The sequence below is a fragment of the Mycobacterium sp. SMC-21 genome (assembly GCF_045310825.1).
GTDB lineage: Bacteria > Actinomycetota > Actinomycetes > Mycobacteriales > Mycobacteriaceae > Mycobacterium.
In genome coordinates, this window is record NZ_JBJIAO010000006.1 from 1 (window position 1) to 22,093 (window position 22,093).

Below are 22,093 nucleotides of genomic sequence, written 5' to 3' on the forward strand. Positions count from 1 at the left end.
GTCGGCCTTCTGCCAGCACCGCGTTGTTGGCGGTGTTCCACGACACCGCGAGCGCTTCGGCGATGCGAGCCACGGATAGATGCTGGCAGACAATGGCTTCCAGCGCCCACCGCAGAGCACGCCGCGACAGCTTGGCACGTGGTTCGGCCATCCTGGTGGTGTCTTGTCGCCACACGTGGGCGCAGCCGGCGCACCGGTAGCGACGGATGGTCACCAGCAGTGTGGTGGGGCGCCACCCGAACGGCTCATGGGCCAGAGTACGGGTGAGGCTGTCGCGTGGGATGCCTTCTTCGCCGCAGCGACGACACCACCGGTCCTCGTCGGTCACCCGGCACGCCAGCACAGCACGGCCGGGCTCAAGGCGTTGTCCGGTCACCTGCAGCCCAAGTTCGTCGAGGCGGCAGAAAGTCGTCAGGTCAGCGCAGGCGAAGCCCGCCCGACCGGTAGCGTCAGGCACGTCGAGGTCTTTCGGATGAGGAGTGTAGGAACCCTCATTTTCGAGAGACCTCGACCTCTATCCCGGCAACGACGCGCCAACCACCTCTACACCCTCATCTGTGAAGAGCCGCATTTCTTTCCCTTCCGGGACGGCAACGTCGTGGTGGCCCCGATGTTGCGGGGTCCGAAGTCGTACAGGTCCAGTTCGCCCACATGGTCGGAAACCGCAACATTCACGGGCCGGACGTGGTCGGCGAGATCGGGGTTACTTTCCAGATTGCGCAACATCTTTCGGTAGATGTGGGGTGCCGCCTCGATGGCGACGACGTCGGCCCGCGTCGCCGCGAGCAGGGAGTCGTAGCCGATGTTCGCGCCGATGTCGACGAACAGATCTCCCGGCGTTAGGCTGCTTTCGATGATGCGCGAAATGGCGGGTTCCCACACGCCGTAGTTGATGATGCTCCGCTGAATTGAATCGACGGGGTCGCAATGAATGGTCGCCCCGTAATAGGTGGTCGCGTCGCGTGGTTTTCTGAGCCCGAGCTGGTACCAGTCGAGAATGCCACCCCCGATCCATCCCGGGAGTGGCCGCAATGCGTCAGCGAATTTCCGGAGCTCCATGGCGATCGAATGTCCTGTTCTTCAGAGTCGCGGTGCGGGCGAATCTGGTCGCCGCACAGAACATCGACCCCGAACTCCCCCGCCGGACGTCAGGAATTCAATCAGGTTTATTGACGAGAAAGTTCAATTTCTCGGAAATTCGACAGCGGCTCAGCCGAAGAAGCCGCGGTGCTGTACCGCTCCGGCGGCCTCGAAGGCCGTCGTCATCTGGCAGGCGTCACAGGTGGCCGCGTAACCGCACTCCGGGCACGGTTCGACCTCGTCGGACTCCCGGCGGGCCTTGCGCTCGGCCAGCAGCCGTTCGGTGGCAGCCGCGGCCTCTGCTTCCTCGGCCTCTTCCCGCTTGCGCCGCGGCGACTTGGACGGCCACCAGTTGGCGTCACCGAGCAGCGCCGCGGTCGCCGGCACGGTCACCGTACGGACGATGAACGTGTCCAGCAGCAGGCCGACACCGATGATGAAGCCGAGCTGTACGGCGCCCAGGATGCTACTGACGGTCATCGCGAGCATCGACGCCGCGAAGATCAGGCCGGCAGAGGTGATGACGCCGCCGGTCGCGGCGACCGTTTTCACGATCGCCGAGCGCACGCCCCATTTCGCTTCGTCACGTATTCGGGATATCAGCAGCAGGTTGTAGTCGGCGCCGACCGCCACCAGCACCAGGAAGGCGATACCCGGCACACTCCACGAGATGTCGTAGCCCAATATGAACTGGAAGAACACCACGCCGATGCCCAGCGCCGAACCGTACGACAGCACCACCGACAGCACCAGGTAGAGCGGTGCCACGACGGACCGCAGCAGCTGCACCAGGATCAGGAACACCACGATCAGCGTCACGATGACGATGTACTGGATGTCGCTGTTGTAGTAGTCGCGGATGTCGCGGTTCACCGCGGACAGACCGACCATCGACACCTTGGCGTCGGACAGCGTCGTGTTGGGCAGTGCTGTCTGTGCCGCCTTCACGATCGCGTTGGTCTGGTCCATGGCTTCCGTGCCGAACGGGTTCAGCGCCGTCTGCACCAGGTAGCGCACCGTGTGGCCGTCCGGGGACACGAACAGCGTCGCGGCCTTCTCGAACTCGTTGCGGCTCAGGATCTCCGGTGGCACGTAGAAACCGGCCATCTGCGGGGTGTTGGCGTCGCGGCGCATACCGAGCAGGAACGACGAGGCCTGGTTCAGGCCACCGCCCATGCCGCGGACCTGGTCGACCAGCAGCTTCACACCGTCGGCGAGCTGCTTGCTCGAGTCGGCCAGCAGGTTGACGCCGTCGACCGCCTGCTGCAGCCGCCGCTCCAGGTCCGCGGTGTCGTACAGGCGCAGCTGCTTGAGCAGGCTGGTGATGCTCTCGATGTTGGTGCCCATCCCGCGGACCTTGTCGTCCATCCCGGGGTCGCTCTTGTACTGCTGCAGCATGTGGCCGAGGTTGATGACCTTCTGCACGGTCTCGGGGTCGTTGCCCTCGTTGACGTTCTGCAGACCGATCTTCAGGTCGTTGCACGCCGGGTAGTAGTTGCAGAACGGCGTCGCGTTCAGTGTCTCGAGCGCTTTCCCGGACCACTTGTAGACATCGCCGACGCGGACCAGCTGCCCACCGACGGCGTCGCCCAGCGACGTCATCTGGGACACCATCTTGGCCGACTTGTCGAGATCGTCCAGCGTCTTCGAGCCGCCGTACTGCTTCTGCAGCGCCGACATCTGGGTCAGCATCTGCCGCACCGGGCCGATGCCGCCGAGCACCTGCGTACGGATCTGGTTGAGCGCATCGGCGAGCTGGTACTCGCCGTCGACCAGCTTCTGCAGCAGCGCGTCATTGCCGTTGATGAGGTTCGAGGCGTCCTTGAGCTTGCTGCCGACCTCACCGGCCTGGTAGGTCGCCTTGGCCTGCTCCAGGACGTCACCGGTGGGACGCGTGATACCGCGGACGGCGTCGATGTGCGGCAGCTGCGCGACGCGCTGCGCCATCTGCTCCATGTCGGCGAGCGACTTCGGGGCACGAAGGTCACGCGGCGACTGGATCAGGATGAACTGCTGCATCGTCGTACTGATCGGGAAGTGCTTGTTCAGCGCCGTGTAGGCGACGTTGCTCGCCGCGTCCGGGTCGAGGTCTTTGCGGTTGTCGTAGTTGTAGCGGACCATCGTCGCGCAGCCGGCGAGTGCCAGCAGCACCGCGAGGCTGCCGGCCAGGTGGGTCACCGGGCGGCGCACGATGTTGACGCCGGACCGACGCCAGAACTTGCCCGTCATGTCCTTGCGCGGCTTGATCCAGCCACGGCGGCCGACCAGGACGATCAGCGCCGGCAGCATCGTCACGGACGCGAGGAAGCCGACCAGCACGGTCACGGCCAGCGCCGGGCCGATGGTGGCGAACACCCCGAGCGTGGCGAACGAGAGCGCCAGGAACGTGATCGCGACGGTGCCGGCCGAGCCGGCGATGACTTCACCGATCGAGGTGAGCGCCGATACCAGCGCCTGATCGGTGGCGACGCCTTGTCTGATGAACTCCTGATATCGACTGAACAGGAATATGGCGTAGTCGGTCCCGGCACCCATCATCATGCCGGTCATCAGCACCAGGGTCTGCGGTCCCACCGCGAGACCCAATAGTCCCAGTCCCGCCACCAATTGTTGCGCCACGATGAGCGAGACACCGATGGTGACGAGCGGCAGCAACATCGCGACCACGCTGCGGTACACGATGATCAGGATCGAGAAGACGAGGATGCCGGTGGCCGTCTCGATCATGTGCTGATCGCGGGCACCGATGTCGTTGATGTCCTGGAAGGTGGCCGACGCACCCACGATGTTCAGCGTCAGGTCGCTGCCCTTGACCACCTCTTCGATGGTCTTCTTGGCATTGCGGTACGCCAGCTGGCCGGGACCGGTGCCCATGCTGCCGACGAGGCTGACGGGCAGCTGCACCGCTTTGCCGTCCTTGCTGGCCATCACCTGGCGCAGCTCGGGGATGTGGATGAAGTCCTGCGTGGACCGGACGTTGGTCTTGTCGGCGTTCAGCTTGTCGACCAGGCGCCGGTAGACCTCTTCGTCTTCCTTGCTGAAGCCCTTGTCGTTGGTCAGCAGGACCACCGCGATGTTGCCGGCGTCCGCCTCGCGGAACGCGTTCTTCATCGCGTTGCTGGCGATCAGCGTCGACGAATCGGGCGGCAGGAACGGCGGCGGGCGGCGGCTGGCCACGTCGACCAACGTCGGAAGAGCGAGAAAAAGAACGATTGCGATGCCGACCCAGGACGCCAAAACCACGACGGGACGCCGCACCACGAACTTGCCGAGTGCGGCGAAACCCGCATGTGCCAAAGCACCGCTTGGCCTGGCACGTTTCAGCATCCCCGACAGGCTACACGCCGCAAACGGATCTGATGCACCGACCGGCACCCCAATATCGACGCCGCCAAAGAGCCGCATTGCTGTCGCCATGCTGTAATCGGGTGTGCCACTGATGAAGTCACCCACCCCCCGCCGTGCCTACGGGCATCCGGCGCCCTCGTTGCCATTCATGCCCCAGCAATGCGGAGATCAGCGGCAGACCGTTATGCTTGGCGTCCTGTGAAGTTTGCTATCGCCATTCATGGCACGCGTGGAGACATCGAGCCCAGCGGCGCCGTGGCCAGAGAATTGCTGCGCCGCGGCCACGAAGTTCGCATGGCGGTGCCGCCGAATCTGGTTTCGTTCGTCGCCTCGGCGGGCCTTCCCGAGCCTGCCAGCTACGGCGTGGATTCTCAGCAGCAACTGGATGCCGACATCTTTCGTGACCACTTGAGCATCAAGAACCCCGTGAGTGTCGTCCGCGAACTCCGGGACTACATGACGCAGGGCTGGCAGGACATGAGTGCCACTCTCACGGAGGTCGCCGCGGACGCGGATCTGCTGCTCGCGGGGACCACCTATCAGGAGGTGGCCGCCAACGTCGCCGAGCATTTCGACATCCCGCTGGCCGCGCTGCACTACTTCCCGTTCCGCCCCAACAGCCAGGTGCTGCCGGTACCGCTGCCGCTGCCGCTGATCCGCCGCGGCTTCGCCGTCGGCGAGTGGTTCCACTGGCGCATGCTCAAGGAGGCCGAGGACATCCAGCGGCGCACCCTGGGCCTGCCGCCGGCCACCGTGCGGGCGGTCCGGCGCATCGAGGACCGTGGGGCCCTGGAAATCCAGGCCTACGACGAGGTGCTGTTCCCCGGCCTGGCGGCCGAATACGGCGACGCCAAGCCCCTCGTCGGGTCCATGTCGATGGAGCTGCAGACCGACACCGACGCCGACGTGATGGCGTGGATCGCAAATGGCAAGCCGCCCATCTATTTCGGCTTCGGCAGTATGCCGGTGGAATCCCCCGCCGAGGCCATCGCGATGATCGACGCGGTGTGTGCCGAGCTCGGCGAGCGGGCGCTGATCAGCTCGGGCGTCTGGGATCTGCCGGACACCACCACACTGGGCGACCACGTGAAGCTGGTCGGTGCCGTCAACCACGCCGCGGTGTTCCCGCTGTGCCGGGCCCTGGTCCACCACGGCGGCGCCGGTACCACCGCGGCCGGGCTGCGTGCCGGCGTGCCGACGGTGGTGCTGTGGGTCAGTGCCGACCAGCCGGTGTGGGCCGGGCAGGTCAAGAAGCTGCGGCTGGGCGCATCACGCCGGTTCTCGAAGACCACGCCGGCGTCGCTGAAGTCCGCGCTGCGCACCGCGCTGCAGCCGGAGTGCGCCGAGCGGGTGCGGGCCGCTGCCGCGCGCATGACGAAGCCCGCGGACAGCGTCGCACGCACCGCGGATCTGCTGGAAAAGGCCGCCCAGGCCCGTTAGGGGCCTGGGCGGGACCGCCCGTCAGTAGATGGTCAGCGGCGTGAGGTCGAATTCCTCGAGCGTCTCGCGGACGAGTTCACGCAGCATGGCCCGGCTGTTCTCGGCCCCCACCTGGTAGCCGACGATGCCGAGGTTCACCCGGCCGTTGTAGCGGCCGGACGCGACCACCAGCAGGCCACCGGGCCGCTCGATGTCGGCCCGCTTGACCTTCTGCTCGACGCCCCAGCAGTTCAGGAACGTCGCCTGGTTGACGCCGTCCGGGCGGCACATCAGGTCCGGCAGCTCGGCGAAGTTGGAGCACGTCACCGGCATGTCGCCGAGCACCAGGTCGGCCGTCTTGTTCACCGCGCGCAGCGGGATGAACGGCGTCAGCGGCAGCAGGATGAACGACTCGTCCGGCTGCTCCTTGGCCGTCGACAGGGACGTACGCAGCGCGCCCCGCAGATCCGTCAGGTCCTTGGCGACGTGCGTCGGATCGACGGTGAGATTGGCGAACGCCATGGCGTTGGCCCGGGTGTCCTCCATCGAGGTCCGGTCGTTGACGGCCACCATGAGCGCAATGTTGTTGTCGTGCTTGCGATGCCGTTCCATCCGCACACCGAGCCGGGCGGCGAATGCCGCCGCCAGGGAGTAGGTGTTGCCGCCGAGCGTGGCGCACTTGGCGTCCCACTGCTCGACGTCGATGTGGGTGCCGGCGAACGGCAGCAGCACGTACTCGTCGGGGTTGCCTGCCGTCACCGCGGGCCGGGTGTCACCGGACTTGGAGATTTCGTGACGCCGGCGGTGCAACATCTTGGCGGCGGCCACCACCGTGCGCCGGACCTCCGGCCAGTCCCGCCGCGCCTGACGCAGGTCGGCGCGCAGACCCTGCCAGCGCGTACGGGAGCCCGGCTGCGCGTAACCCAGATCGCGGCCCTGCCCGAGCACCGACTCCATGATCGCGGCCACCGCACCGGTGCCGTCGATCAGGCAGTGCGACAGCGCCAGCGCGACACCCGTCGAACCGTCGCTGAACTTCTGGACGCCCAGGTGCCAGCCGGGACCGTGCTCCGGGTCGATCGGGACCTGCGACCGCTCCTCCAGCCAGTCGGTCAGTTCCGAACGCGGGCGGGCGGTTTCGACGATGTCCAGCGGGCGCTCGACGGCCGGCGCGGCCACCCAGCGGGCCCGGCCGAACGGCAGCGGCGAGCGCTCGATGCGCCGGGCCGCCAGGCTCCGGCCGAAGTTATCGTGGAAGCGGCGCAGGCCATCGAGGTCGACGGGTCCTTCGTAGAACCACAGCGCCAGCATGACCTGGACCCGACCGCTGGCCCGGTACGACAGGAAGGTCGCCTCGTCCATGTAGTCCAGACGGTCCTGCGGACGGTCCAGTTCCGGGGGCAGCTTGGCGAACCGGCCGCGGCCGGTTCCGTTCGACCGGGTATCAGTGGACAAAATAGACCTGGCCCTTCACTTCGGTTATTCGGTTGTCGAACTTGGGATTACGCGGACTATTCGTAGACCGCGGAGAGGCCGAACTCGGCCAGCGTCGCTTCCACGTGCGCACGCAACGTCGCCTTGGTGTTCTCGGCGCCCGGCTGATAGCCGATGACCGCCATCGACACCCGGCCGATCAGCTGCATCGAGATGACGGTGAGGATGCCCTTGCGGTGCTCCATGACCGCACGCGGCACCTGACCGTCGACCCCGCGGGCCATGACGTACTCGGCGGGCGTCCCGTCGACACGCGCCAGATCGTCCGGCAGCACACCGAGGTTCGAGCAGAACACCGGGAGCTCACCGAACCCGACCGCGATGTCCGCGGCCTGGATGACGGCCCGCTTCGGGATGAACGGCGTCAGCGGCAGCAGCTCCAACTTCTCGTCGGGCTCCTCGCGCATCTTGCGCAGGGCTTCCTTGATGACCGCCCGCGTCTCCGTCAGATCCTCGGCGACGCCCTTCGGGTTGACGCGGGCATCACCGATCAGCACCGCATTGGCACGGGTGTCCTCGAGCGTGCGGTCGTTGATCGGCACCACCAGCGGCACCACGCCCTCGGCCTCGCTGAACCGGCCCATCCGCTCGGACAACCGCGCCGCGAACCCGGCGATCAGCGCGTAGCTGTTCCCGCCGAGCGCCTTGGCGCGCGCGTCGAACTCCGCGGCGTCGATGAACGCCCAGATCGCCGGCACCAGCAGGTTTTCCTTGGCGCTGGCCTCATCAAGATGGGCTGCCGCCGACTTTCCGGAACGCCGCAGCTCGCTGCGCTTCTGGTAAGCCTGTTTGGCCGCCGACTTGATCGAGCGCCCGAGTTCGGGCAGGTCACGGAAGGTCTGGCGGAAATCGGCACGCAACGCCTGCCATGACGACCTGGTCCGCGGCTGCGGCAGACCGAGGTCGCGCAGCTGGCCCGTCACCGACTCGAACACCGTCAGCATGGCACCGCCGCCGTCGCCGATGCAGTGTGAACCGAGGAGGCTGACGACCGTGGCGCCGTCGTCGAGCGGCTGCACACCCATGTGCCAGGCCGGGCCGAACTCCGGGTCGACGGGGATCTGCGCATGCTCGTCGAGGAAGTCGCCGAGCTCGGCCCGCGGACGCACGGTCTCGTACACCCGCAGCGGCGCCGGCGGCCCCAGCGATGACACCCACCGGTGCCGGCCGAACGGCAGGATCGACGGCTCGATGCGCCGACCGGCCAGGCCGTGACCGAAGTTGTAGTGGAACCGGCGCAGGCCCTCCATGTCGACGGGATGCTCGTACACCCAGACGCACTGCATGACAGCGGCCTGGCCGGTGGCCCGCAGGCCGAGGAACATCGCCTGGTCGACGTAGTCGAGCACGCGGCTCTCATCACCGTCGTTGTTGTCTGCCAACCAGCGGCGCAACAAAGGCACGCGCGGCGGGCGCGTGGAGGTCGTCACAACTCAGCCCTTCACAGCTCGAATCAGTTCGCTGCGGCAACCGTTGTGGCGCAAGGCTTCCGAACGTCCCGCACCAGAACCGCCGTCGGCGACCCGCAGGTACACCGCGCGCATCGCGTGCAGGTACTTGTCCACCGATTCACGGGCGATGGGGTTGTCCGGGTAGGCGATGGTGACCGAGGTTTCCTTCTCGGAACGGTTCACCCAGATGCCGATCTGGTACGCCGAGCGGGCGTCGCTGTAGACGCGGCCGTTGAGCCGTTCCCACTCGTTCATGATCGCCGGCGACAGCGGCGGCAGGTTGGTGTCGAGGTACGACACCATCGGCACGCCCGGGTCGGCCTTGCGAATGCCCGGCACCTTGCCCTCGGCCAGTTCGAGCACGCGCTCGAACGGGACGTGTGCCAGGTCCATGCCGGCGTCGAACGCCTTCTGCATGGCGCGGGCGGTGTCGCCGAACGACTCCGGCACCACCGGGACGCTGATCGGCACGACGCCGGTGAACCAGCCCGTCGTCATGAACTCGGCCGGGGTGCGGCGCGTCGTGGTCGGGGTGATGACGTTGTAGATCGGCCGGCCGGTCAGCTCGTGCTCGGCGAGCGCCGCGCACGCGATGACGCCACCGATCACGCGGGCACCCGCGGACAGGCAGGCCGACTCGAACCGCTCGGACTGGTGCTTGTCCATCAGCCGGACGGTCAGCATCTCGCCCCCGCACGGCACCGACGGGTCGCCGAGCGGCAGCGGGAAGCACGGCAGCGTGCCGTCGTTGGCCTGGGCGAACTTGATCCAGTCCTTGACCTCCGGCGACTCCAGCGTCAGCGACGAGGTGAACTCCGCCTGCTTGACGCAGTAGTCGTCGTAGCTGCCGGCGTCGGCCAGCGGGATCGGCGGGGCGCCACTGACCAGGGCCGCGTACATCAGGTGAATCTCGACGAGCACCAGCCCCATCAGCAGTGCATCGGTGTGCACGTGGTCGATGCTGAAGTAGAAGGTGAAGTGGTCGTCGCGCTGGATGATGCCGAAGTGGAAGCAGTCCCACTGCAGCGGATCGGGCGTCGCCAGCACGTGGTCACGCCACTGCTGCGCGTTCATCTCGCCGTGCTCGGTGGCCACCAGCTTGATGTCGCGCGGGCTCTTGGCCGTCCGGCGGACGACGACGTCGTCTTCCGTCAGCTCGAACCAGCTGTGGAACGTGTCGTGCCGGCGCACGTAGGCGTTGATGACGTGCGTCATGGCCCGGACGTCGCACTTACCCGGCATGTCCCATGCGGCGATGTTCAACCGGGCCATGTCCGTGCCGTTGCGCTCGTGCGAACGGAACGCGCGGATGTGCTGGCTCTGCTGGTAGCTGACCGGTATCGAGCTGACCGGTGCGTTGCGCAACTTGGCAAGCGACGCAGACGAAGGGTTCCAGGAAGTCAGAACACCCGAGGAACCCATCCAGTCATGGATGGTCCTAATCGCAACCATGCTCACTCTCCTGTGCTTCGGTGAATTCAGCGCGCGGCTTCTGTGACGCCCTACTCTGACCCGTCATGTCGAAATCGCCGTCGAAATCGCCTCCCCCAGGCGTTCTGCCAGTGCTCGGACATTCGTGATGTCCGACGAACCGATCCGGACTCCCGTCTCGGCTTCGATACGGGTCCGCAGTTCCAGCGCCCCGAGCGAATCGAGGCCGTACTCGGCCAACGGACGGTCGGGATCGACAGATCGCCTAAGTATCATAGACATAGCGTCGGTGATCAGGCGCCTCAGACGAGCGGGCCGCTCCTCCTCCGACAGCGCGTGGAACTCGGCGAGGAATTCGCTGGTGCCCGCGCCGCCGCGCCCGATGTTGGCGAACGACTCGGCAAACTTGCTGGTCTGAGCGAAAGCCACCAGCCAGTCGGCCCCGGCCACCGGTGCGTAGCCGGTGTAGGCGCGGTCATGGCGGATGATCGCGTCGAACGCGAACGCGCCGTCCTCCGGATCGATCGCCATGGCCTCGTCGGCGGCCATGCCCTGCCCGGCGCCGATCTTGGCCCAGGCACCCCAGGCGATGACCGTCGCCGGCAGCCCCTGTGCGCGGCGCCACTGGGTGAACGCGTCCAGCCAGCTGTTCGCCGCTGCGTACGCGCCCTGTCCGGGCGAGCCCACCATGGCGGCGGCCGACGAGAACGAGCAGAACCAGTCCAGTTCGGACCCTGCCGTCGCCTCGTGCAGGTGCCACGCGCCGTACACCTTGGGAGCCCAGTCGCGCTCGATCAGCTCGTCGGTGATGTTCGGCAGCGTCGCGTCCTCGACCACCGCGGCGCCGTGCAGCACGCCGCGCAGCGGCTTGCCGGTCGACTCGGCAGCGGCCACCAGGCGCGCGGCGGTGTCGGCGGCAGCGATGTCGCCCAGCACCACCTCGACCTCGGCGCCCTTACTGCGGACGGCCTCGATGGCCTTCGCGGTCGCCGCACTCGGCTCCGAACGCGCGTTGAGCACGATGCGTCCGCAACCACCGGCGGCCAGCTTCGCGGCCAGGAACAGGCCCAGGCCACTCAGACCACCGGTGACGATGTAGGAGCCGTCGGCCCGGTACACCGGCGCCTGCTCCGGCGACAGCACCGCCTCGAACTCCCCGGTGTGCGGGATGTCGAGCACGAGCTTGCCGGTGTGGCCGGCCGCGCCCATCACGCGGATGGCGGTGGCGGCGTCGCTCAGCGGGTAGTGCGTGGTGTCCGGCACCGGCAGCACGCCGTCGGCGATCTGTCCGAAGATCGTCTCCAGCATGCCGCGCGTGACATCGGGGTTGGTCAACGTCAGCAGCGCCAGGTCGAGCGCGTAGAACGACAGGTTCCGGCGGAACGGGAACAGGCCCATCCGGGTGTCGCCGTAGATGTCGCGCTTGCCGATCTCGACGAACCGGCCACCGAAGGTCAGCAGCTCGACGCCGGCCTTCTGCGCCGCACCCGGCAGCGAGTTGAGCACGACGTCGACGCCGTAGCCGTCGGTGTCGCGCCGGATCTCCTCGGCGAACGCCGTGCTGCGGGAATCGTAGACGTGCTGAATTCCCCAGCTGCGCAACAGGTTTCGACGGTCGTCACTACCCGCGGTGGCGTAGATGTCGGCGCCCGCGGCCCGCGCGATGGCGATGGCGGCCTGGCCCACACCACCGGTGGCGGAGTGGATCAGCACCTTGTCGCCGGCCTGAATCCGGGCCAGGTTGTGCAGGCCGTACCAGGCGGTGGCGTGCGCACTGGGCACCGCCGCCGCGCTGCCCCCGGGCAGGTCGTCCGGAATCTTCACGGCCAGGTTCGCGTCACAGGTGACGAACGTCTTCCAGGCGCCGGTCAGCGAGATGCCCGCCACCCGGTCACCGATCTGGTGGTCACCGACCCCCGGACCGACGGCGGTGACGACACCGGCGAAGTCCGCACCCGGCTGTGGCAGCCGGCCCTCGAAGCTCGGGTACCGGCCGTAGGCGACCAGCACGTCGGCGAAGTTGAGGTTCGACGCCGCGACCGACACCTCGATCTGGCCCGGTCCCGGCGCGACCCGCTCGTACGCGGCCAGTTCCGCCGACGACAGGTCACCGGGGGTCCGGATCTGCAGCTGCACACCGTCGGTTTCAGGCCGCACGACGGCGGTGCGGCGTTCCTCGGGCTGCAGCTGGCTCAGGTTCAGGCGCGCGGTGAACCACTCGCCCGACCGCCATGCGGTCTCGTCCTCTTCGGAACCCGACAGCAGCTCCGCGGCGACGTGCGCCACGTCGGCCTGCACGTCCAGGTCGATCTGGGTCGGCCGCATCGCCGGGTACTCCATGCCGATGGCCCGCATGAAGCCGCGGATGCCGCCCTGCTCCAGGTTGGCCACGTCGCCCGGCGCCACGGTGCGAGCACCCCGGGTGAGCACGTACAGCCGCGCCGGCTGACCCGGCACGTCCGGCAGACCCCGCACGATGTGGACGAGCTGCTCGACCTGGGCCACACCGCGCTGCGCGGTGGCCACGGAAGCCGAAGCCGCCGAGCCCTCGGGCGCACCCGTGACGATGACGACGCCCTTGAACGGCTTGGCCGTCAGCGTCGCCTGCAGCGACTCGAGGTTCGAGGCGTGGTCGGCGTCGGCCGGCCACGCCATGGTGGAGACGTCGGCCTCGTCGGACTGCAGCACCTCGGACAGCTTCTCGGTCAGGCTGTCCGCGTCGGCGGCGGCCGAGATCAGCAGCCAGCGGCCCGGATCGACCACGTTGGCCACCGGGGCGTCCTGGCTGCGCCATTCGATGTTCAGCAGGCGCTCGTTGAGGAGCCGCTCGCGCTGGCCCTCCTCCGACACTCCGGTGCCGAGCCGCAGGCCGCTCACCGCGAGCAGCACCGCACCGTTTTCGTCGAGCACGTCGATGTCGGCTTCGACCGCGGTCGGCGAGAGGCTGACGAGCTTGACGTAGCAGTAGTGCGCGTTGCGGGTCGACTCGTAGGCCCGCAGCTTGCCGACGCCCAGCGGCAGCATCAGCGCGCCGGTGGTGTCGCCGTGCAGATCGGGATGCGCGGCCACCGCCTGGAAGCAGGCGTCGAGCAGCGCCGGGTGCACGGTGTAGGCGCTCTGCTGCGACCGGATGGCACCGGGCAGCGCGACCGCGGCGAGCACCGTGGTGCCCGCGGTCGTGTGGGCCGCCGTCAGGCCCGAGAACGCCGGGCCGTACTGGATGCCGCGATCGGCGAACCAGGCCCGCAGGTCGCCACCGTCGACGTCCTCGGTGTGGGCGGCGACCAGCTTGGCCAGGTTGTAGGCCGGCCGGGCCGCATCATCGTCGATGGCGTGCAGCGTCGCAGCGGCACGGCGCACCTGCTCGCCGTCCTGGTAGGTCTCGACGAGGAAGTCGATGTCGCCCGACGGGACCGCCGTGGCGACCGCCGATACGGCGGTCTCCTCCTCGAGCAGCAGCATCGCCTCGAAGGTGACGTTGCGTACCTCGGAGGCCTCGCCCAGCACCTCGCGAGCGGCGCCGAGCGCCATCTCGCAGTACGCCGCACCCGGCAGCGCCGCGACGTTGTGGACCTGGTGGTCACCCAGCCACGGCTGCATGCCGGTGCCCACGTCGGACTGCCAGACGTGCCGCTCGGGCTCCTCCGGGAGCCGCACGTGCGCACCCAGCAGCGGGTGCACCGCCAGCGATGCCCCGCCGGGCGCCTGCTCGTGCGGGTCCCGCGTCAGGATCAGGTGGTTGCGGGTCCAGGTCGGCAGCGGCACGTCGACCAGCACGCCGTCCGGGTAGATCACCGAGAAGTCGATGGCGGCGCCGGCCGTGTGCAGGTCGGCGACGACGTCGCGCAGACCATTCGGCACGTCCTGCTCGCGACGCATCGCGGCCAGCGCGGCGATGCCGATGTCCTGGCTTGCGGCGTTCTGGTTGACGGCGTGCACCAGCAGCGGGTGCGGGGCCAGCTCGATGAACACCCGGAAGCCGTCGTCGAGGGCGGCCTGCACGGCGGCACCGAAGCGCACGGTGTGGCGGAGGTTGTCCACCCAGTAGTCCGCGTCGTAGTCCGCGGGGTCGCGCGGGTCGTACTGCGTCGCCGAGTAGTACGGCACCGCCGGCTCGTCGGGCTCGAGGTCCTCGAGTGCGTCGGCCAGCTCGTCCAGGATCGGGTCGACCTGCGGGGTGTGCGACGCGACGTCGACGGCGACCTCACGTGCCATGACGCCGCGCTCGTCCCATTCCTTGACCAGCGCGCGGATAGCGTCCTTGTCACCACCGACGACGGTGGACTGCGGCGAGGCGACGACCGCCAGCACGACGTCGCTGACGCCCTTGGCACCGAGCTCGGAAAGCACCTGCTGGGCGGGCAGCTCCACCGATGCCATGGCGCCCGAGCCGGACACCTTGAGCATCAGGTTCGAGCGGCGGCAGATCACCTTCACACCGTCGGCCAGCGACAGCGCACCGGAGACGACGGCGGCGGCCGACTCACCCATCGAGTGGCCGATGACCGCGCCGGGCTGCACACCGTAGGACCGCAGGGTGGCGGCGAGCGCCACCTGGATCGCGAACACGGCGGGCTGGATGCGGTCGATACCGGTCACCGTCTCACCGGCGGTGATGGCCTCGGTGATCGAGAAGCCCGACTCCGCTTCGATGAGCGGTTCGATCTCGGCGATGGCCGCGGCGAACGCGGGCTCGGCGGCCAGCAGGCCGGCGCCCATGGCCGCCCACTGCGAGCCCTGGCCCGAGAACACCCAGACCGGGCCGCGGTCGCCCTTGCCGGCCGCGGGCTGGAACGGCGCCTCGCCGTCGGCGACGCCGCGGAGCTCCTGGATCAGGCCGGCGGCGTCCTCGGCGAGGACGGCGGCGCGAACCGGTCGGTGTGCGCGGCGACGCGCGAGCGTGTAGGCGGTGTCGGCCAGGTCGAGGGCCTCGCCCTGCGCGGCGGCCCAGTCGGCCAGCTTGCCGGCGGTGCGGCGCAGCTCGTCGGCCGAGGTGGATGACACGGGGAACAGCAGTTTGCCGCCGATGCCTTGCCCGTCGGACCCGACGACGCGCGGCGACGACTCGGCCGGGGCCTGCTCGACGACGGCGTGCACGTTGGTGCCGGACAGACCGTAGGCGGACACGGCGGCGCGGCGCGGGTGGTCGGCGGTCGCGGGCCACGGCACGAGGTCGGTCGGCACGAACAGCCCGGTGCTGATGGCCGCCATCTCGGCGGGCATCTCGTTGAAGTAGAGGTTCTTCGGCACGACGCCGTGCTGCAGCGCCAGGACGGTCTTCATCAGGCCGACGGCACCCGACGCCGACTGGGCATGGCCGACGTTGGTCTTGACCGAACCCAGCACGACCGGCCCTTGCTTGCCGTAAACCGTTGCCAGACTTGAGTATTCGATCGGGTCACCGACGGGCGTGCCGGTGCCGTGCGCCTCGATGTAGCCGACGGTGGCGGGATCGATGGCGGCGAGGTCCAGGGCGCGGCGGTAGACGGCGACCTGGGCGTCCGCGCCCGGGGTCGCGATGTTCACCGTGTGGCCGTCCTGGTTGCTCGCCGTGCCACGGATGACCGCGAGGATGCGATCGCCGTCGCGCTGAGCGTCGTCCAGGCGCTTCATCATGAACATGACCGACGCCTCGGCGGAGACGAAGCCGTCGGCGGCGACGTCGAAGGCGTGGCAGTGGCCGGTCGGCGACAGCATGCCCTGGGCCGAACCCGACGACATCTTGCGCGGCTCCAGCATGATCGACACACCGCCGGCGAGGGCGGCGTCGCTCTCCCCGTCGTGCAGGCTGCGGCACGCGTTGTGGATGGCGAGCAGGCTGGACGAACAGGCCGAGTCGACCGTGTACGACGGGCCGTGCGCACCGAGGTGGTACGAGACGCGTCCCGAGGCCAGGCTGAAGTTGTTACCGGTGAAGCCGTACGGGCCCTCGATGGCGTGGGCGTCGGCGGCCAGCAGCTGGTAGTCGCCGTGGGTCATGCCCACGAAGACACCGGTGAGTGAGCCGGCCAGCGTGGCGGGATCGATGCCCGCGTGTTCCACAGCCTCCCAAGAGGTTTCGAGGATCAGGCGGTGCTGCGGGTCGATCGCGGTGGCTTCACGGTCGCTGATGTTGAAGAAGTCGGCGTCGAAGCCGGCCACGTCGTCGAGGAAGCCGCCCCACTTGGACACCGACCGGCCGGGCACGCCGGGCTCCGGGTCGTAGTACTCCTCGGCGTCCCAGCGTTCCAGGGGAACTTTGGTAACCAGGTCGTCACCGCGCAGCAGGGCTTCCCACAGCTCGTCCGGCGAACTGATGCCGCCAGGAAGCCGGCATGCCATGCCGATGATCGCGACGGGTGTCGTCGGTGACCCACCCACTTAGCTACCGCCTCTCCGTGCAGTCCGGCCCGACCCCGACACGCAGTGCCGGGTGGCTTTGCAGACCGCGCTCAAAAATCTCTGCGAAATCGTCTTTGCCGCGTTAAACAAACTGGCTCGAAATCCTACCGGGTCAAATTAACTGATCCGCCGATTCGGGGCTACCCGTTTCGGTCGAATCGCTATCAGGCGACCGTCAGCAGCGGATATCCGCAGCACACTCGCTGTGGAAGACCCAACCCGCCCGGCGCGCCGTTGCGCAGGGGTTTGGTTCGGAGCCTTTTCGAACCAGCCACGGGCCGGAAGCATAGCGGTCCGTAGCGAACATCGTTCACCCCAGCACCGTGCGAACGCGGACACTGCGACAGGGCAAATGTTTGCGTGGATATCGTTATTGAAATTCGAGCAACACAACGAAAATCGCAGAACTACAGGCTGCGGCCATAAAATCGTATTGTTGGCAATGATCGATACGCATGGTACGAAATATCTGGTGTGACGAACTCCGCTCGATACGGGCAAAAAATCAACATGCCCGACATCTGCGCGTATTCGAAAGTCCGGTGCTGAGGGCGGTCCGCATCGCTTCCGATGCGGCCGCATATCTCGCGCGCGCAAACTCCGTCAGCCCGCAACCGGGGCCGGATCGGCGTACGGTGCACCGAACTCCGCGACCCGGCAGAAACCGTTGCTGCGCGCCTGCGCAGCACCGTGTCGCACCATTGCCCCAAGTGCGACGAAACCAGCCTGATCCGCAACCATCAGCGGCGTCAACAGGCGGTTGTGCACGAATCCGAAAGCCAGGCCCCGATCGGGGTCCGCCCAGCCCAGCGATCCGCCCAGTCCGACGTGTCCGAACCCCGGCATGACACCGGGGATCGGTGTGCCGTGATACCCGAGGTTGAAGTCCATCGGCAGGCCGAGGCCCAGATCCGGGAAGAGGCTGCCGGTCCCCCGCAGTTGCGCGACGGTACCGGCCGACAGGAACCGCAGGCCGTCCATCTGGCCGCCGTTGGCCAGCGCGCCGTACACGCGGCCCAGCGCACGCGCAGTGGCCACGCCGTTGGCGCCCGGCATCTCGGAATCCAGCAGTGGCGTGTCGCCCTGCGCCATCGATCGCATGCCGGTGAAGTACATCGAGCCGAATCCACCCGAGAACGGCAGCTTGGCCACGTGCGGCGCCACCGCGTCGAACAGTGGGTTGCGGATGCGGAACTGCGGCCCGATGATCTGCGCGGGCTGGGTGGGCGCATCGGCGGCCGGCCGGCCCAGGTGCAGGCCGTCGATGCCGAGGGGCTCGGCAAGTTCGGTACGGAACAGCTCGCGCATGCTCTGCCCGGTCACCGCGCGGGCCAGCCCGGACAACAGCCAGCCGTAGGTGATGGCGTGGTACGCCGGTCGCCCCTTCATCCAGCTCATCGGCGCCGCCGCCAGCCGCTGCTCCATGAGGCGGTGGTCCATCAGCTCGTCGCGGGTGGCGCCGTTCAGCTGCGACAGCCCGGCGCGGTGCCGCATGAGCTCGCGCACCGTCACGCCGGCCTTGCCGTTGGCCGCGAAGGCCGGCCAGTAGTCGGCGACGGGCACGTCGTAGCCGATCAGACCCCGATCGGCCAGGCGGTGGATGACGGTCGAGGCCAACCCCTTGGTCGCCGAGAACACCATGGCGCCGGTGTCCGCGTCCCACCGCCGGGTGCCCCACCGGTCGGCCCATCCCGTCCACACGTCGACGACGGGAACGCCGTCGAGGTACACCGAGAGGGCGCCGCCGCCCAGGAAGCGGCTGGGGAACATGGCGGAAAAGGCGCGCACCACAGTTGCGAAGTTCGGGTCAGCGGCACCGTGAACACCCTGCGGAAGAGGTCCGCCGGCGGACCGGAGAGGCGCGACGTTGCGCTCCCGGCGAATTGCGTTGGTCATTACCAAATGATGACGTGCGCCTGCCGCAGATCATCTCCGACGTTATCAATCTGTTAGCTAAATAGTCTGGATACACAGGTTCGGCGTGTCGGGTATACCCACTTCAAGATCGCACTTACGCCGGCGTAACCGCTTGCCGAGCAAGCGTTCTGATGGCGAACTCTGTGGTCAAAGTGCCTGGCTGGAGAAAAGTCAGGTAGCCGGAAACACCGGATCGCATTTTTGTCCGCATGTCGGGCCGGCCACGGCACCGCGCCGAAATTGGTTTCGCCAGCGATCGGCCCGAATACCCGTGGGGCCGATTCCCCTATTGCGCCGGCAAACCGTTCGGCAATCCCGGGCCGGGCGCGGACGGAGTCAATTCGCGAGGTCGATGATGCGCTGTGCCGCCAGCGCCGGCGTCAGCTCACCCTCGCGCACCTGGCGTTCCACCTCGTCGCGATTGGCCTTGACGGCGGGATTCGACAGCACCCGGTCCAGCACCGTGTCACGCACCATGGTCCACGTCCAGTCGACCTGCTGGGCACGGCGCCGGGCCTCGAATTCGCCTGCCGCACTCAAGGTTTCACGATGCTTGAGCACGGTGTCCCACATCGCCGCCAGACCGTCGCCGGTCAGTGCGCTCATGGTCAGCACCGGCGGCCGCCACAACGTGTCGCGCGGATAGATCAACCGGATCGCCCCGGACAGTTCCCGCGCCGCGGCCTTGGCCTCGACTGCGTGCTCGCCGTCGGCCTTGTTGACCACGATGACGTCGGCGAGCTCCAACACGCCCTTCTTGATGCCCTGCAACTGGTCACCGGTGCGGGCCAGCGTCAGGAAGACGAAGGTGTCGACCATGTTGGCCACCGTCACCTCCGACTGGCCGACGCCGACGGTCTCGACCAGGACCACGTCGTAGCCGGCCGCCTCCAGCAGCACGATGGTCTCGCGGGTGGCCTTGGCCACCCCGCCGAGCGTGCCCGACGTCGGCGACGGCCGGATGTAGGCCTCCGGCTGCACGGCCAGCTGCGCCATCCGGGTCTTGTCGCCGAGGATCGAACCGCCCGTGCGGGTCGACGACGGGTCGACGGCCAGCACCGCGACGCGGTGGCCCCGCTCGATGAGGTGCATGCCGAGCGCTTCGATCGTCGTCGACTTGCCGACGCCGGGGACGCCGGTGATGCCGACGTGCAGCGCACTGCCGGCCTCCGGGGTCAGTTCGAGCAGCAACTGCTGCGCGGCATCACGATGGTCGGCCCGGGTGGACTCGACCAGCGTGATGGCACGCGACAGCGCCGCCCGATCGCCCGCCCGGATCCTGGCAGCGAGTTCGGGCACCGGGGTCGTCATGCCCGCCACCTCAGAGCTTGTAACCCAGCCGCTCGGCGAGCTTGCCCAACAGGCCGATCGCGGCGTCGGCGATCACCGTCCCGGGCGGGAAGATCGCCGCGGCGCCCGCCTCGTACAGCTCGTCGAAGTCGCCCGGCGGGATCACGCCGCCGACCACGACCATGATGTCCGGACGCCCCACCTCGGCCAGTGCGTCGCGCAGCGCGGGCACCAGCGTGAGGTGACCCGCCGCCAGCGACGACACCCCGACCACGTGCACGTCGTTGTCCGCCGCCTGCCGCGCCACCTCGTCGGGCGTGGAGAACAGCGAGCCGACGTCCACGTCGAAGCCGATGTCGGCGAACGCGGTGGCGATGACCTTCTGGCCGCGGTCGTGGCCGTCCTGGCCCATCTTGGCCACCAGGATGCGGGGGCGGCGGCCGTCGGCCTCGGCGAACTTCTCGACCAATTCGGTTGCGGTGCTCACGTTTCCGGTCTTCCCCACCTCGTCGCGGTAGACGCCGGCGATGGTGCGGATCTCGGCCTGGTGCCGGCCGTACACCTTCTCCAGCGCGTCGGAGATCTCGCCGACGGTGGCCTTGGCGCGGGCCGCGTTGATGGCCAGCGCCATCAGGTTGTTGCCCAGTCCGTCCTCGCCTGCCGAACCGGATTCGCCTGCGGCGCGGGTCAATTCGGCCAGCGCCGCCTGCGTCGCGGCCTCGTCGCGGTCGGCCCGCAGCTGCTCGAGCTTGGCGAGCTGCTCGGCCCGCACCCGGCTGTTCTCGACCTTGAGGACCTCGATCTCCTGGTCCTCGTCCACCTGGTACTTGTTGACGCCGATCACCGTCTGGGCGCCGGAGTCGATGCGGGCCTGGGTACGTGCGGCGGCCTCTTCGATGCGCAGCTTCGGGATGCCCTCGCCGATGGCCTGCGCCATGCCGCCGTGCTCGGCGACCTCCTTGATGTGCGCACGGGCCTTCTCGGCGAGCTGGTGGGTGAGCCACTCGACGTAGTACGAGCCGCCCCACGGGTCGATGGGCCGCGTGGTGCCCGACTCCTGCTGCAGCAGCAGCTGGGTGTTGCGCGCGATGCGGGCCGAGAAGTCGGTGGGCAGCGCCAGCGCCTCGTCGAGGGCGTTGGTGTGCAGCGACTGCGTGTGGCCCTGCGTGGCGGCCATGGCCTCGATACACGTGCGCGCGACGTTGTTGAACGGGTCCTGCGCCGTCAGCGACCAGCCCGAGGTCTGCGAGTGCGTGCGCAGCGACAGCGACTTCTCGCTCTTGGGGCTGAACTCGGCGACCAGCTCGCTCCACAGCAGACGGCCGGCGCGCAGCTTGGCCACCTCCATGAAGAAGTTCATGCCGATGCCCCAGAAGAAGGACAGGCGCGGCGCGAACTTGTCGATGTCCAGGCCCGCGTCGAGGCCGGCCTTGATGTACTCGACACCGTCGGCCAGCGTGTACGCCAGCTCCAAATCCGCTGTGGCCCCGGCCTCTTGGATGTGGTAGCCCGAGATGGAGATCGAGTTGAACTTCGGCATCTTGGTACTGGTGTAGCCGAAGATGTCCGAGATGATCCGCATCGACGCCTTCGGCGGATAGATGTAGGTGTTGCGGACCATGAACTCTTTGAGGATGTCGTTCTGGATGGTCCCGGCCAGCTTCTCCGGCGGCACACCCTGTTCCTCGGCGGCCACGACGTAGAGCGCGAGGATCGGCAGCACGGCACCGTTCATCGTCATCGAGACGCTGACGCTGCCCAGGTCGATGCCGTCGAACAGCTGGCGCATGTCGAGGATGGAATCGATTGCCACACCGGCCATTCCGACGTCACCCTGGACGCGCGGGTGGTCAGAGTCGTAGCCACGGTGGGTGGCGAGGTCGAACGCGACCGACAGGCCCTTCTGGCCGGCGGCCAGGTTGCGGCGGTAGAACGCGTTGGACTCGGCGGCGGTGGAGAACCCGGCGTACTGACGGATGGTCCACGGCTGGTTCACGTACATGGTCGGGTACGGCCCGCGGATGAACGGCGGGGTGCCCGGGAAGCTGTCCAGCGGATAACCGGCCGCGGCGACGGCGTCACGGTCTTCGGCAATGTACACCGGCTTGACGTCGATGCCCTCGGGCGTCGACCAGGTGAGCTGCTCCGCGGTGTAGCCGTGCGCCTGCGCGGCGTCGGCGACGTGGGCGTCAACGGCGCTGGAGGACGGCGCTACCGGGCTTTCTCCGTGCAGCGGGACGTCGGCGAAACTGCCGATGGTGGTCACGTCAGAAGCGGTCATT

General features: G+C 68.1%; 10 protein-coding genes and 1 pseudogene. 1 reads left to right on the plus strand and 10 read right to left on the minus strand.

From position 1 onward, the window contains the following. The 3 genes and pseudogenes from ACJH6H_RS08460 to ACJH6H_RS08470 form a co-directional block, all read right to left on the minus strand. Nucleotides 1-457: pseudogene (locus ACJH6H_RS08460) on the minus strand (ISL3 family transposase); the annotation flags it as partial. Between the two features lie 86 nt (nucleotides 458-543). Further along, the gene (locus ACJH6H_RS08465) at nucleotides 544-1,059 is read right to left on the minus strand and encodes an FkbM family methyltransferase (protein ID WP_406774649.1); all 516 of its coding nucleotides are present in this window, start codon (nucleotides 1,057-1,059) and stop codon (nucleotides 544-546) included. Nucleotides 1,060-1,209: 150 nt separating this feature from the next. Beyond that, a complete protein-coding gene (locus tag ACJH6H_RS08470) occupies nucleotides 1,210-4,407 on the minus strand; it encodes an RND family transporter (RefSeq protein ID WP_406774650.1) in 3,198 nt (1,065 codons plus the stop codon). Between the two features lie 219 nt (nucleotides 4,408-4,626). Between ACJH6H_RS08470 and ACJH6H_RS08475 the strand changes: the two genes are divergently transcribed. Next, entirely contained in the window at nucleotides 4,627-5,868 is a 1,242-nt protein-coding gene (locus tag ACJH6H_RS08475; protein ID WP_406774651.1) for a glycosyltransferase, read from the plus strand. Nucleotides 5,869-5,889: 21 nt separating this feature from the next. Here ACJH6H_RS08475 and ACJH6H_RS08480 read toward each other — a convergent pair whose 3' ends face one another. The 7 genes from ACJH6H_RS08480 to scpA all read right to left on the minus strand — a co-directional run bounded on the left by ACJH6H_RS08480 (nucleotide 5,890) and on the right by scpA (nucleotide 22,092). Further along, entirely contained in the window at nucleotides 5,890-7,302 is a 1,413-nt protein-coding gene (locus ACJH6H_RS08480; protein ID WP_406774652.1) for a hypothetical protein, read from the minus strand. A 56-nt stretch (nucleotides 7,303-7,358) separates the two neighbouring features. Next, entirely contained in the window at nucleotides 7,359-8,771 is a 1,413-nt protein-coding gene (locus ACJH6H_RS08485) for a hypothetical protein (protein ID WP_406774653.1), read from the minus strand. A gap of 3 nt (nucleotides 8,772-8,774) precedes the next feature. Continuing rightward, the gene (locus ACJH6H_RS08490; RefSeq protein WP_406774654.1) at nucleotides 8,775-10,244 is read right to left on the minus strand and encodes a condensation domain-containing protein; all 1,470 of its coding nucleotides are present in this window, start codon (nucleotides 10,242-10,244) and stop codon (nucleotides 8,775-8,777) included. 63 nt (nucleotides 10,245-10,307) lie between these two features. Beyond that, nucleotides 10,308-16,583 carry a sulfolipid-1 biosynthesis phthioceranic/hydroxyphthioceranic acid synthase gene (gene pks2, locus ACJH6H_RS08495; RefSeq protein WP_406774655.1) on the minus strand — a complete coding sequence of 2,092 codons (6,276 nt, stop codon included), beginning with the start codon at nucleotides 16,581-16,583 and terminating at the stop codon, nucleotides 10,308-10,310. A gap of 624 nt (nucleotides 16,584-17,207) precedes the next feature. Beyond that, entirely contained in the window at nucleotides 17,208-18,500 is a 1,293-nt protein-coding gene (locus tag ACJH6H_RS08500) for a serine hydrolase domain-containing protein (RefSeq protein ID WP_138249204.1), read from the minus strand. Nucleotides 18,501-18,857: 357 nt separating this feature from the next. Further along, a complete protein-coding gene (gene meaB, locus ACJH6H_RS08505; protein WP_135355964.1) occupies nucleotides 18,858-19,832 on the minus strand; it encodes a methylmalonyl Co-A mutase-associated GTPase MeaB in 975 nt (324 codons plus the stop codon). A 10-nt stretch (nucleotides 19,833-19,842) separates the two neighbouring features. Beyond that, nucleotides 19,843-22,092, minus strand: coding sequence for a methylmalonyl-CoA mutase (gene scpA / locus ACJH6H_RS08510; RefSeq protein ID WP_406774656.1), 2,250 nt, complete (start codon nucleotides 22,090-22,092; stop codon nucleotides 19,843-19,845). Nucleotide 22,093: the final 1 nt, after the last annotated feature.

Bases quoted from the DNA above. Each gene is read 5' to 3' on its own strand.
- ACJH6H_RS08465 (WP_406774649.1), bottom strand. From the start codon at position 1,059: ATGGAGCTCCGGAAATTCGCTGACGCATTGCGGCCACTCCCGGGATGG.
- ACJH6H_RS08470 (WP_406774650.1), bottom strand. From the start codon at position 4,407: ATGCTGAAACGTGCCAGGCCAAGCGGTGCTTTGGCACATGCGGGTTTC.
- ACJH6H_RS08490 (WP_406774654.1), bottom strand. From the start codon at position 10,244: ATGGTTGCGATTAGGACCATCCATGACTGGATGGGTTCCTCGGGTGTT.
- ACJH6H_RS08500 (WP_138249204.1), bottom strand. From the start codon at position 18,500: ATGACCAACGCAATTCGCCGGGAGCGCAACGTCGCGCCTCTCCGGTCC.
- meaB (WP_135355964.1), bottom strand. From the start codon at position 19,832: ATGACGACCCCGGTGCCCGAACTCGCTGCCAGGATCCGGGCGGGCGAT.
- scpA (WP_406774656.1), bottom strand. From the start codon at position 22,092: ATGACCGCTTCTGACGTGACCACCATCGGCAGTTTCGCCGACGTCCCG.